Here is an 11,724-nt window from a genome sequence, read left to right as displayed (position 1 = left end):
CATGGCCAACACCGTAACTATCGACGCAAAGCTGAACGAGAAGGGCGTCGTTTCGGGCGCAAAGAAGATCACCGTCAGCCTTGAGGACATCAAGAAGGCGGACGGCTCCCTCAACTGGCAGGGCGTGAAGGACGGCGAGAGCGCCGCCAAGAAGTCGGGGGACGGCTTCACGGTACTCAAGGGAATCCTCGCCAACCTCGCAACTGCGGGCATCGCCGTGACTGCCGGCGCGGTCAAGGACTTCTGCTCCGAGGTCGTGGAGATCGGCCAGACCTTCGAGACCTCCATGAGCAAGGTGAGCGCGCTCTCCGGCGCGACCGGCGACGATCTGGCCACGCTTGAGGCGAAGGCTCGCGAACTCGGTGCGTCCACCACGTTCAGCGCATCGCAGGCGGCTGATGCACTCGGTTATATGGCGCTCGCAGGATGGGACACCGAGCAGATGCTCGCGGGCGTCGGATCCGTGCTCACCCTGGCCCAGGCCGGCGAGATGGAACTGGCGGCGGCCTCCGACCTCGTAACCGACTACCTCAGCGCCTTCAACATGGAGGCGAGCGAGACCGCGCGCATGGTCGATGTTCTCGCCTACGCGCAAGCCAATGCCAACACGACAGTCGAAGGCCTCGGCATGGCCTTCAAAAACTGTGCGGCAAACGCGAACGCGGCCGGCATGGACGTGGAGACCACCTCGGCCGCCATCAGCATGATGGCCAACCAGGGCTTGAAGGGTTCGGAAGCGGGCACCGCCCTCAACGCCGTGCTCCGCGATATGACCGCGAAGATGGAGGACGGCGCCATCGCCATCGGCGAGCAGTCGGTGGCGGTCATGGACGCGGAGGGCAACTACCGCGACTTCACGGACATTCTTGCAGACGTGCAGGAGGCCACCAACGGCATGGGCGACGCTGAGAAGGCAGCAGCCCTCCAGAGCACCTTCACGGCTGATAGTATCAAGGGCCTTAACCTCCTCCTCAATGCCGGAGCCGACGAAATGGTCGGATTCAGGGACGAACTCTACGGATGCGCTGGCGCAGCTGAGGAGACCGCCGCCACGATGACGGACAACCTTGGCGGAGACCTGGCAGCTATGAACTCGGCATTTGAGGAACTGAGCCTCAAAATCTACGACGGGCTACAGGAACCCTTGCGCAGCGCCGTGCAGTTCATCACCGGGACGGTGGTGCCGGGCATCGAGGGCTTCATGGCGTGGCTCACCACGGGCACCCAGGAGTTCGATGAGTTCGGCAACGTGGTCGGCGAGACGGCCTCGCCGCTCTCGCAGCTGGCCAGCACCGTGCAGAGCATGGTGCCCGTGCTCGCTGCGGCAGGCGGCGCGCTCCTTGCGTACGAGGGTTACTCGCTCGCGGTGACCGTGGCAGAGAAGGCGCGGGCAGCGGCCACCGCTCTGGTGGACAATGCCACCAAGCTGCTCAACGGCACCATGAAGCTGAACCCCATCGGCATCGTCATCACGCTCATCGGCGCGCTCGTGGCGGCGTTCCTGTACCTCTGGAACACCTCCGAGGAGTTCCGCAACTTCTGGATCGGCGTGTGGGATGCCGTGAAGGCCGCGGTCCAGCCCCTGGCCGACTGGGTGATGGCCAACGTCATCACCCCGCTGGTGAGCAAGTTCCAAGAGTTCCAGACGCTGTTCGCCGGCCTCTGGGATGCCATCGTGGCAAACGTGACGAGCGCCTGGGAGCAGATTGCCCCCATCGTGCAGGCCGGCATGCAGGTCATCCAGACAATCATCGGCGCGGTCATGCCCGTCATCCAAGCTGCGTGGGATGGCGCGTGGGGGCTTATCTCCTCGGTGTTCACGGCCATCTGGGACAACATCAGCAACACCGTGAACACGGTCATGGGCGTAATCCAGGGCATCATCCAAGTGGTCACCGGCATCATCAGCGGCGACTGGGGTGCGGTATGGAGCGGCATCAAGCAGATATTCGAGAGCATCGTGAACGGCATCCTGCAAGCTGGGGCCAACGTGTTCAACGCGCTCACCTCGATCATCAGCAGCGTGCTCACGGGCATCTACAACGTATGGGCCTCCATCTGGAACAGCGTGTTCAGCGTGGCCAGCAGCATTTGGAACGCCATCAGCTCAAACATCGGCGGGGTGGTCAATGGAATCTGGAACAACATCACCAGCACCTTCAACAGCCTAGTCGGCACCGTGCTGGGCATCTTCAACAGCGTGAGGGAAGCCATCACCAACCCCATCGAGACGGCGAAGAACACAGTGGGTGGCATCATCGACACCATCAAGGGGTTCTTCTCGAACTTCCACATCCAGCTGCCGCACATCAACCTTCCGCACTTCGCCATCTCGCCGGCGGGCTGGCAGATCGGGGACCTCCTCAAGGGTTCCATTCCCTCGCTCTCGATCGAGTGGTATGCGACGGGCGGCATGTTCAACGGCGCCAGCATCATCGGCGTGGGCGAGGCGGGCACCGAGTTCGTGGTTCCGCGCGACGGCAAGCATATGCTCCCGTTTGCGCAGGCGGTCTCCGAGAACATGGCGTTCCCGTCTCCTGAGGAGTTCGCCTCCGCCATCGTCGCCGCCCTCATGGCGGCAGGCTTCGGCCAGACGGTGCTCAAGATCGACGGCAAGACCCTGGGCGAGGCGCTTGCGCCGTACCTCGACCAGATCAACGGCAGCAGATACAACAACGCGAGGAGAGGACTGGCGATATGAACCACGGCATCAGCGTAGCGGGCTATCACTCCCTGGATGACTTCGGGTGGCGGCTCATCGACAGAGTTGAGACACCGCCGCAGCTGCGCACCACCAAGGTGACCGTGCCCTACGCGAACGGCTCGCTCGACTACACCGGCGTATACGGCGAGCCGTTCTACGGCGAGAAGTCCATCGAGTACACCTTCGCCAAGGACTTCAAGGGCATCAGCGAGCTGATGGAGGGCGTGCGCGAGTTTATCGAATGGCTCTCCGGCATCTGCAACACGGACATCCGCGACAGCATGTTCGAGGAGTTTCACAACCACGGCAGCTGCACATCCACCAAATGGGAGCACGCCAAGAGCGGAGTGCGCGCGACGGTGACCGCCACCTTCGACCTGTACCCCTTCATGGTTGCCGACGATGAGAGCACCGCCACGCTTGAGGTCGGCACCAACTACGTCATCAACGAGGGCAGGGCCGTGCGCCTGACTGCCAAGCCGCTGCGCGACTGGGCGACGATTACCGTGGGAGGCGAGAGCGCCACGGTCCGCAAGGAGCAGGTGACGAGCCTCTGCCTTGAGGCGGGCATGGTGGAGATCGAGGTGGACGGAGGCCCCGCGCTCATCCGCTGGTTCGAGGAGCGCATGTAATGCTCTACACGGTCACCATCACCAACGGCAGCGAATCGGTCAACATCCACGACCGCTACGAGCGCATCGCCGGCGCTCAAATCTCGAAGGAGCGCAACGCCATCGACAGCATGGCCTTCACGATCTACCCGGACAATCCGGGCTATGCGCTCCTTGATAGCATGACCACCACCATCCAGGTGCGCAACGGCAAGACCGGCCGCCTGGACTTCGATGGGCGCGTCGTGAAGGCGCCAGGCTCCATGGACGGCAACGGCCTCATATCCAAGGCGGTGCTCTGCGAGGGCGTGGAGGCGTACCTATGCGATTCGGCCCAGCCGTACCTGGCGGAGCGCCAGTGGTCGGGAGGCAACGGGCGCACCGGCCTGCAAGAGTTCATCGACTACGTGCTCGCGCGCCACAACGAGCGCGTGGAACCGCACAAGCGGGTCTATCGCGGCAACGTTGACCTCGTGACCTACGAGACCACCGGCGGCGTGTACAAGGGGCTGCAGCGCGATACCACGCGCGAGACCCTGTTCGGCAAGCTGGTGGACGTGTTCGGCGGGGAGATGCGTGTGCGCCGCAACGAGGCAGACGGCCTGCTCTATCTGGACTACAGCAAGAAGCTGGGGCGCGACCGCGAGACACCCGTGGAAGTGGCGCGCAACATGGCCAGCGTCTCCATGGACGAGGACCCCACCCAAGTCATCACGCGCCTCTACCCGCTGGGGGCGAAGCTGGAAGACAGCGAGGACCGCATCACGGTGGCCAGTGTCAACGGAGGGCGCCAATACATCGACGATGCCGATGCGCTTGCGAAGTACGGCATCCTCGAAGGAACGCAGACCTGGGATGACGTGACCCAGCCAGCCAACCTGCTGAGCGCCGCGCGCTCGTGGCTCGCCGAGAACAACCGATTCCCCCACTCCGCAGCCGTGAGCGTCTACGACCTCTCGCTCATCGACAAGGCGCCCGACGAGCTGAGCCTGCTGGACTGGTACCCGTGCCGCAACCACCTGGTGGGCTTGGATGAGCCTCTTGAGATTATCAAGCAGACCATCGACATCAACGAGCCGCACGCCTCAAGCGTGGACTTCGGCAATTCCACAGCGAAGCAGTCATCCCAAGCGACAGCAGCCCTAGCATCCAAGGTGGCACAGCTTGAGAAGATGCTCGGACTATAGGAAGGAAGGGCATGTCTAGAAACGCAAGAACCCACGACGTGCGCATCGTGGACCGAAAGATAACCTACCCGCGCAACGACCGATGGGTGCAGAACTGCGTGCGCGGCGACGTGCTGCGCGTCGCATGGGATGACGAATGGGACTACATGACCGACATCGTGGCCATCTTCGTCAACGCCGCCGACGGCGAGCGCAGCAACCCCATCGAGGTCACATCCGGCCAGTGCGAGATTCCGGCCAACGTGCTGCTCACACAAGGGCGGCTCTTTGTCACCATCATCGGCTACCTCGGAGACGAGCAGCGCATCGTCACCCAGAAGATGGAGCGCCCCTTCCTAATCAACGAGAGCGGCGACGTGTACGACACGCTTCTGCCCGAAGTCACCGAGGACGTTCTCTGGAAGGTGCTCAGCGCATGCCGGGACATTGACGAGACCATCGCGCAGGCGCTGGTGCTCGCGCGCGAGGCGCAGGCCATCATCGACGCGATTCACTCCGCAGGCTTCGATATGGACTCCGTGATGGAGGCCATCGGGCAGCTGACCAACCGCCTCACCCGCGAGAGCGGTGACATCTGGGCGGTCATGGACGTGCTGTATGCGTCCTTCGACGTGGCCGGCTACGAAGACGATGAGACCGCCATCTTCAAGGCGGCCAGCATGGACGAGGAAACCTTCACCCTAATGATTGGAGAGTAGTAACATGGCACAGGTAAACAGCTTGTCATTCATCAACGCCGAGGGCGTTCGCGAGAAGCGAGAGATCGTGGACTCTCAGGCGCGGGCGCTCATTGACGAGCAGGAGCGCAAGATTCTGGCGCTTGAGGAAGTGGACGAGGACTTCCGTGGCGGCCCCATCCTGCTGAACACCCAGCAGGCGAACAACACGTTCGAGGGCCGCAATATCGAGGTGCTGTTCGAGGACGAGATCGCCAACGGCTACGCGAACGCATGGGAGTACCTTGCCGACCGCGTTGACCTCAGCGGCAGCGTGGGAAAGAAGGCATACGCAGGCCTCCGCCATCGCGACTACGTGCCCCTGCAGGTCGAATCCAACACCTACAACTACAGAATTGGAGCGTTCGACTACGACCGCGACTGCGGCGACCCTGAGCAAGGCCCAAGCCTCCTCATGGTTCCGAACCTCGCCTTCCCTGAGAGCGTCCAGTGGAACACCACCAACGACAACAACGGAACGGCTGCGGAGCCTAACCCCTACCTCGCCAGCAACGTGTACCGCTACCTCACCAACACGCTGCTCCCCAAGTTCCCCGCCGAGGTGCGCGCCGTGATGAAGGAGCGCATCGCCCTCATGGAGCACCGCTACAGCGCATCCTCGAAGCTGACCGATTCCACCACGTGGTCGTGGAAGAACATCGGGCGCCTGTGGCTTCCCGACGAGGGCGAAATGTACGGCTGCTTCTACTGGGGCAGCCGATACGGCAGCGCCATGGTCTCGAAGCTGCCCATCTTCGAGACGCCAAGTGACCGCATCTTCCGCACCCCCGACGGAGCAAGGTCTCACGTGTGGCTGCGCTGCGTGGCGGGCCTCCACTCGACCCTCGCGTGCTCCGCCAACGCCTCCGGCAATGCCACCAGCATTGCGTGCTCGAATGGCCCGATCGGTGTGGCGCCCTGCTTCCTCATAGGCTGAGAATCAGCCGTACCTTATACTTTACAGAGGCCGCCTCGGTTCTACCCCAATACGTCCTGGGGCGTGATCGAGCGCAAGAAGCACCTCGCCCTTGCCATGGGAGACGCCAACGCGCTCTATGACATCATCGCTTGCCTGATCGAGGTGCGCCAAGGGCCGGCGAAGCCTGCGGAAACGGAAGACGGCGAGCAGAAGCCGCGCAAAGGCGCAGGCGTGAACATCAACGAGCTCAACCGCCTGCTGGAACTCCTTGACGAGGAGATCGACCTTCTGCAAGGCGCGAAGAACGGCGTGAAGCTGATCGGAAAGGAAGACGCTGAGGGCAAGTTGGCCGCTGCCGAGGCGGAAGCGCAGCGCCTACGGGACCTCGTGGCCATGCAGAGCGGGGTGCGGCTATAATGGCCGCAGGTTGCGCGTCGCAAGTTCGTCTAGCGTGTGGCTGCGCTGCGTGTCGGGCCTCCACTCGACCACCGCGTGCTACGCCTCCGCCTACGGCACTGCCACCACCATTGCGTGCTCGTATGGCACGATCGGTGTGGCGCCCTGATTCACTTACGGCCCGTCCTAGTAGCTTTGCGAACGCTGTGCCAAAGAGGAAGGGATGCGCAACCTTCGGGGTCACCCCCGTCAATAAGCGCCTCGCGGAGGGCGGCGGACGCTGCTTGCATGGCGGTGCGTTGGACGTTCCGCGCCGTTTCATGCCGACCCTTCAAGCGGCTGGCAGAACGCTCCATTGGGAGCCGTGCGGGGCGCACTCATGAACTCCGAGGAAAGACGTGCGGCAAGGCGCAAGAGGCGCGAGGAGAAACGCGCGGCGAAGCGAGCCGAGCGCGTGAGGAACTGCACCCTTGAGCGCATAGCCGACCCCAACGCCCTCTACATCGCCGCCAAGCAGTGCGGCCGCAACGTAAAGTGGAAGGCGAGCATACAGACCTACCTCGTGCACATCCTGCGGAACATTACCAAGGCGCGCGCCGACATCCTCAACGGCGTGGACTTCTGCCGGCCGACCAACGACTTCGTTATATACGAGCAGGGCGTGCGCCGCGAAATCTCCGCCGTGAAGATATACGAGCGGGTGATCAAGAAATCATATTGCCAAAACGCACTGGTGCCCGCCGTGGTGCCCACCCTCATCGCGAACAACTACGCCAACGTGAAGGGGCGCGGCACCCTCTACGCCATCCAACACGTGAAGCACCACATGGCCAGGCACTTCCGAAAGCACGGAACCGACGGCTACATCCTGCTCGTGGACATCTCCAAATACTTCGCGAGCATCGACCACGAGCATGCCAAGGAGATACTTGAGCAGTTCGATGACCCGCGCCTCAAGGCGCTGGGCACCCATTTCGTAGACCGGCAGGGGGAGGTTGGCCTCGGCCTCGGAGACGAGCCGAACCAGATACATGCGGTGGCCTATCTCAACCCGATCGACCACTTCGTCACCGAGTGCTGCGGCGTTGAGGCCTATGGCCGCTACATGGATGACCTCTACGCCATCCACACGAGCAAGGAGCACCTGCAGACGGTGCTGGGCTGCATCGAGGCGCTGTGCGCCGCCAGGGGCATGAGGCTGAACACCAAGAAGACGCGCATCGTGAAGCTGTCCCGTGGCTTCACCTTCCTCAAGAAGCGGTTCTTCTACTCCGAGACCGGCAAGGTGGTCGTGAAGCCATGCCGCTCCTCCATCACGAAGATGCGCCGGAAGTTGAAGGCCATGGCCAAGCTGGTAGGGCGCGGGGCAATGACGGAGGAGCAGGCCTACGCCGCCTATCAATCGTGGCGCGGCAGCATGAAGCACATAGACGCGCAGAAGACCGTGGAGAGTATGGACGCGCTCTACCGCGAATTGTTCCACCCGGTAAACACTTTCCGGGGGGGGTCTCACTGAAATCGAAGTGAGAGAACTGCCCCTGGCGGCGTAAAGCGACACCCTCAATAAAGTGGGTCCATCCGAAGAACAGAAAGGAGGACCCACGTGAAGCGCCAGGAAATCGAGGGCGAGATCAACGCCAACAAGAACATCCTCGACCAGACCGACTACCAGATTCTGCGGGCTATCGAGGACATCTTCGCGGCGGAGGGCATTGCTGAACTGCTCAGCGCCTTGGCCAACGCCGGCCAGGAGATCGTCCACACCATCAAGCTGCGGAAGGACTGCCGCAAGCGCATCAACGAACTGGAAGCCATGACGGCCGAGGACGATGAGCCTGTGGTGACCGTCACCGAGGAGCCTGCGGACGAGGCACCGGCAACCCCCGAACAGAAAGAGGAATAGCATGGAAGAGCTAGCCATCCAATGGCATCCTATCGTCGTGGCCTCTGTGATGATGATTCTCGATATTGTCACAGGCTTCGCGGGGGCTGCAAAGAACCAGACCGTTGAATCGGGCAAGATGCGCGAGGGGCTTTGGCACAAGGCCGGCTTCTTCGGGCTGATCGCCCTGGCGTTCATCTACGAGGTGGCCGCCGTATGGATGAACTTCGAGGCAGATGCCGTCGGGCTTGGCGTGACCATCCCCGAACTCCCCGCCGTTTCGGGCGCGTGCATCTTCATCGTGGCCACAGAGATCGTAAGCGTGTGCGAGAACCTGTGCACGCTCAACCCGCATATTGCCGCCCTGCCGGTCATCAAATCGATCAAACCGCACGACCCGGCAGCGCCCGACCTCACCGTGGAAGTGGAGGAAGACCATGCCACGGGATCAGAGGGTTAAGCGCGCCCTGTTCTACTCGATCGCGGCGCTCATGCTCACCGTGGGCATCGGCGCCGCCTTGGTTCTCACGTCGCAATGGCATCCGAAGCCTCCGACCCCCGACGTGATGGCGCTGGCCAACCAAGTGCGAGACCGCGACCTCCTCACCCCACAGGAGAAGGAGTGGGCGCGCGAATCAGGGGTCGGAAGCTACTGGTTCGACGGCATGTACTACGTGGACTGGGGGCTGCCGTCGATCTACTGGAACGAATAGGAGGCCGATATGGCAAAGCTGTACATCATCTGCGGCCACGGCGCTGGCGACCCAGGCGCATGCGCCGGCGGGCAGACCGAGGAGGAGCGCGTCCGCTACCTCGCGAGAATCATTAAGGAGCGCGGCGGCTCCGACGTGGAGGTGCTGGACACCTCCCGCAACTGGTACGCTGACGGCGGCATCAACAGCCTGACCCTTCCGAGCGGTGCCATGCTGCTGGAACTTCACCGCGATTCGGCGGCGGAGAGCGCGCGAGGCGCGCACGTCATCATCTATGGCGGGTTCGATGCCGATGACTTCGACAAGGCGCTGGCCTCGAAGCTGGCCGCCATCCTGCCGGGGCGCTCGCAGACCATCGTGAAGCGCACCGACTTGGCCAACCCGAAGCGCGCAGCCAATCGCGGAATCAACTACCGCCTCGCGGAGGTCGGCTTTATCTCCAACGCCGAGGACCGCGCGATCTTCGATTCCCGAACCACCGAGATCGCTGATGCCATCTTGAAGGCCGCAGGCATCGGCATCTTGGCCACCAATCCGAAGCCCTCTCAGCCCGCGCAGAAGCCTGCGGCTCAGCCTGCCGCCCCATCTGCATCAACCTCGGCTGAGAAGACCGGAACGGGATTCGGCGGCAAGTACCGCTGCCAGGTCAACTCTCTGAACGTGCGCGATGCCCCGAGCCTCAGCGGCAACGTTGTGGCCAGCTACTCCAAGGGCCAGACCGTGGTGCTGGATGACTGGTACAAAATCGCCGATGGGTGGGTGTGGGGACGCTACACCGGCGCATCGTCCGGCAAGAAGCGGTACGTGGCGGTCGGCAAGCCTACAGGCGGACCCGCTGCGGATGACTACTTGCTCAAGGTCTAGGCTGCACCAGACACCAGAAAGAGGAAGACCCCCTGCATCAGGGGGTCTTCTTGTATCTTGCGACTATGACGAGCGTGCGCCATGCCACGTAATAGCCGAGCCATGGTGTTCGGCTAATGTTCCTATGGTGGAGCATAGGGGGATCGAACCCCTGACCTCATGGCTGCCAGCCATGCGCTCTCCCAGCTGAGCTAATGCCCCGAAAAAGTGCGAGGACTATATTAACAGAAGGAGCGGCGGGCGCAAGGACTTTTTCGGAAAAGTTTGCGCGCGGTCGCCGGGCGCTCACCCGGCCCGCTCACGCGGAGCCGCGGGCTCCCTCCGCAGGGCGTCCCCTCCCCTAGGCCTCGGCCTTCGCGGCGGCCTCGATCTGGTCGATGATGCCGTCGAGGGCACCCTCCACGTCGTAGGCCTCCACCTGGCCGGCGTCGACCAGGCGCGCGAAGTTCGGATCCATCGGCAGCGTGGCCACCGCGGGGATCTCGTACTTCTCGGCCACGGCCGCGCCCTGGGGCTCGCCGAAGATGTGGTGCTCCTTGCCGCAGTCATCGCACTTGAAGTACGCCATGTTCTCCACCAGGCCGATGACCGGCACCTCGAGGGAGCGGGCCAGGTTGACGGCCTTGCCCACGATCATGGCCACGAGCTCCTGCGGGGCCGACACGGTGACGATGCCGTCGACCGGCAGCGACTGGAAGACGGTCAGGAACACGTCGGAGGTTCCCGGAGGCATGTCGACGAACATGTAGTCGATCTCGCCCCAGTTGACCTCCTGCCAGAACTGCTTGATGGCACCGGACACCACCGGGCCGCGCCAGGCGACCGGCAGGTCGTCCTGCGGGAGCATGAGGTTCACGGACATGACCTCGATACCGCTCTCGGAGCAGGAGGGGTTGATGCCGTCCTCGTCGGCCGTGAGGTGGCCGGTGATGCCGAAGGACTTGGGGATGGACGGGCCGGTCACGTCGGCGTCCAGGATGGCCACCTTGTGGCCGCGCTTGCGCATCTCGGAGGCCAGCAAGCTCGTCACCAGGGACTTGCCCACGCCGCCCTTGCCGGACACGACGCCGATGACGTTCTTGATGGTGGTGCGCTTGTTCGTCTCGAGCGTGCTCGGGCCCGCGTCGGCGGTGCGGTCGCCGCACCCCGAGACGCCGCAGCTGGAGCACTCGTGGCTGCACTCTTCTTCTGCCATGGTTCCTTCTTTCCCGTGAGGCCGCGGCCCGTCTCGAGGGCCCGCGGCGCGCCGTTTAACAGCAGGCATCATAGCACAAGGCATGAAGAAGGGGCGGCTCGTCACGAGCCGCCCCCGTAGGTTCGCTATTCAGTTGTGGGAAGGGGCTACTCCGGCTTCTCGGAGGCGTAGAAGGTGGCCTCCTCGAAGAGGTCCTTCACAGCCTTGCCATGGAGGAAGGGAAGCTCCAGGAACTCGCTCAGGGTGGGAACCAGGTCGCTGCAGTCGACGTAGTGGCCCTTCTCGTTGAACTCGGCGGTGTCCTGCACGCGCCAGTAGCGGTCATTCACGTCGGTCAGGTAATAGGTGGCGCCGTCGACGTCCATGTACACCGAGTGGTGGGCGTGCAGGTAGGTCGGCAGCTCATCGTAGGATATCTCCAGTACCTCCGCGGATTTGACTCCCATGACGGTTCCCTTTCCCTAGGAAATATGATGCTCCCATGATACCAAGAAGGGCGGCGGGGGCCGTCCAGAACGCGCAACAATATCATCACGG

Annotated in this window: 13 protein-coding genes and 1 tRNA gene; 11 read left to right on the top strand and 3 right to left on the bottom strand. The window is 63.1% G+C overall.

Annotation, left to right across the window (positions count from 1 at the left end; genetic code table 11):
• Position 1: 1 nt before the first annotated feature.
• The 11 genes from LPT13_RS11260 (at position 2) to LPT13_RS11210 (ending at position 9,992) form a co-directional block, all read left to right on the top strand.
• Positions 2 to 2,701, top strand: coding sequence for a phage tail tape measure protein (locus LPT13_RS11260; protein WP_242166497.1), 2,700 nt, complete (start codon positions 2 to 4; stop codon positions 2,699 to 2,701).
• The gene (locus LPT13_RS11255; protein WP_242166495.1) at positions 2,698 to 3,336 is read left to right on the top strand and encodes a hypothetical protein; all 639 of its coding nucleotides are present in this window, start codon (positions 2,698 to 2,700) and stop codon (positions 3,334 to 3,336) included. The genes LPT13_RS11260 and LPT13_RS11255 overlap by 4 nt, the downstream gene beginning before the upstream one ends.
• Positions 3,336 to 4,502 (top strand): phage tail spike protein, encoded by a 1,167-nt coding sequence (locus tag LPT13_RS11250; RefSeq protein ID WP_242166493.1) that lies wholly within the window; start codon positions 3,336 to 3,338, stop codon positions 4,500 to 4,502. Before LPT13_RS11255 ends, LPT13_RS11250 begins: the two co-directional genes overlap by 1 nt.
• An 11-nt stretch (positions 4,503 to 4,513) precedes the next feature.
• Entirely contained in the window at positions 4,514 to 5,200 is a 687-nt protein-coding gene (locus tag LPT13_RS11245) for a hypothetical protein (protein WP_242166491.1), read from the top strand.
• A 4-nt stretch (positions 5,201 to 5,204) separates the two neighbouring features.
• Complete coding sequence (locus tag LPT13_RS11240; RefSeq protein ID WP_242166489.1) at positions 5,205 to 6,155, top strand: DUF6273 domain-containing protein; 951 nt, start codon at positions 5,205 to 5,207, stop codon at positions 6,153 to 6,155.
• Between the two features lie 63 nt (positions 6,156 to 6,218).
• Positions 6,219 to 6,554 carry a hypothetical protein gene (locus LPT13_RS11235; RefSeq protein WP_242166487.1) on the top strand — a complete coding sequence of 112 codons (336 nt, stop codon included), beginning with the start codon at positions 6,219 to 6,221 and terminating at the stop codon, positions 6,552 to 6,554.
• A 433-nt stretch (positions 6,555 to 6,987) separates the two neighbouring features.
• On the top strand, positions 6,988 to 8,049 hold the full coding sequence (locus LPT13_RS11230; protein WP_242166486.1) for an RNA-directed DNA polymerase: 1,062 nt from the start codon (positions 6,988 to 6,990) through the stop codon (positions 8,047 to 8,049).
• 87 nt (positions 8,050 to 8,136) lie between these two features.
• Positions 8,137 to 8,436, top strand: coding sequence for a hypothetical protein (locus LPT13_RS11225; RefSeq protein WP_160345509.1), 300 nt, complete (start codon positions 8,137 to 8,139; stop codon positions 8,434 to 8,436).
• A gap of 1 nt (position 8,437) precedes the next feature.
• Positions 8,438 to 8,875: a phage holin family protein gene (locus LPT13_RS11220; protein WP_242166484.1), complete on the top strand. Its 438-nt coding sequence runs from the start codon at positions 8,438 to 8,440 to the stop codon at positions 8,873 to 8,875.
• Positions 8,853 to 9,128 (top strand): hypothetical protein, encoded by a 276-nt coding sequence (locus tag LPT13_RS11215; protein ID WP_242166482.1) that lies wholly within the window; start codon positions 8,853 to 8,855, stop codon positions 9,126 to 9,128. The genes LPT13_RS11220 and LPT13_RS11215 overlap by 23 nt, the downstream gene beginning before the upstream one ends.
• Before the next feature lie 9 nt (positions 9,129 to 9,137).
• A complete protein-coding gene (locus LPT13_RS11210) occupies positions 9,138 to 9,992 on the top strand; it encodes an N-acetylmuramoyl-L-alanine amidase (RefSeq protein ID WP_242166481.1) in 855 nt (284 codons plus the stop codon).
• Between the two features lie 125 nt (positions 9,993 to 10,117).
• Here the strand turns inward: LPT13_RS11210 and LPT13_RS11205 are convergent.
• The 3 genes from LPT13_RS11205 to LPT13_RS11195 form a co-directional block, all read right to left on the bottom strand.
• Positions 10,118 to 10,193, bottom strand: a tRNA-Ala gene (locus LPT13_RS11205).
• Positions 10,194 to 10,332: 139 nt separating this feature from the next.
• Positions 10,333 to 11,187 carry a P-loop NTPase gene (locus LPT13_RS11200; RefSeq protein ID WP_242166480.1) on the bottom strand — a complete coding sequence of 285 codons (855 nt, stop codon included), beginning with the start codon at positions 11,185 to 11,187 and terminating at the stop codon, positions 10,333 to 10,335.
• Positions 11,188 to 11,333: 146 nt separating this feature from the next.
• Positions 11,334 to 11,633 (bottom strand): CDP-alcohol phosphatidyltransferase, encoded by a 300-nt coding sequence (locus tag LPT13_RS11195; protein ID WP_242166479.1) that lies wholly within the window; start codon positions 11,631 to 11,633, stop codon positions 11,334 to 11,336.
• Between the last annotated feature and the right edge of the window lie 91 nt (positions 11,634 to 11,724).

It is taken from the genome of Adlercreutzia faecimuris (assembly GCF_022669055.1).
GTDB classification, from domain to species: domain Bacteria; phylum Actinomycetota; class Coriobacteriia; order Coriobacteriales; family Eggerthellaceae; genus Enterorhabdus; species Enterorhabdus faecimuris.
The sequence above is the reverse complement of the archived record's forward strand: the minus strand, read 5'-3'. Positions and strand labels throughout refer to the sequence as shown.

What these genes read in the sequence shown, in the direction of transcription:
- LPT13_RS11260 (WP_242166497.1), top strand. Translation starts at nt 2, where the DNA reads ATGGCCAACACCGTAACTATCGACGCAAAGCTGAACGAGAAGGGCGTC.
- LPT13_RS11255 (WP_242166495.1), top strand. Translation starts at nt 2,698, where the DNA reads ATGAACCACGGCATCAGCGTAGCGGGCTATCACTCCCTGGATGACTTC.
- LPT13_RS11250 (WP_242166493.1), top strand. Translation starts at nt 3,336, where the DNA reads ATGCTCTACACGGTCACCATCACCAACGGCAGCGAATCGGTCAACATC.
- LPT13_RS11245 (WP_242166491.1), top strand. Translation starts at nt 4,514, where the DNA reads ATGTCTAGAAACGCAAGAACCCACGACGTGCGCATCGTGGACCGAAAG.
- LPT13_RS11240 (WP_242166489.1), top strand. Translation starts at nt 5,205, where the DNA reads ATGGCACAGGTAAACAGCTTGTCATTCATCAACGCCGAGGGCGTTCGC.
- LPT13_RS11220 (WP_242166484.1), top strand. Translation starts at nt 8,438, where the DNA reads ATGGAAGAGCTAGCCATCCAATGGCATCCTATCGTCGTGGCCTCTGTG.
- LPT13_RS11215 (WP_242166482.1), top strand. Translation starts at nt 8,853, where the DNA reads ATGCCACGGGATCAGAGGGTTAAGCGCGCCCTGTTCTACTCGATCGCG.
- LPT13_RS11210 (WP_242166481.1), top strand. Translation starts at nt 9,138, where the DNA reads ATGGCAAAGCTGTACATCATCTGCGGCCACGGCGCTGGCGACCCAGGC.
- LPT13_RS11200 (WP_242166480.1), bottom strand. Translation starts at nt 11,187, where the DNA reads ATGGCAGAAGAAGAGTGCAGCCACGAGTGCTCCAGCTGCGGCGTCTCG.
- LPT13_RS11195 (WP_242166479.1), bottom strand. Translation starts at nt 11,633, where the DNA reads ATGGGAGTCAAATCCGCGGAGGTACTGGAGATATCCTACGATGAGCTG.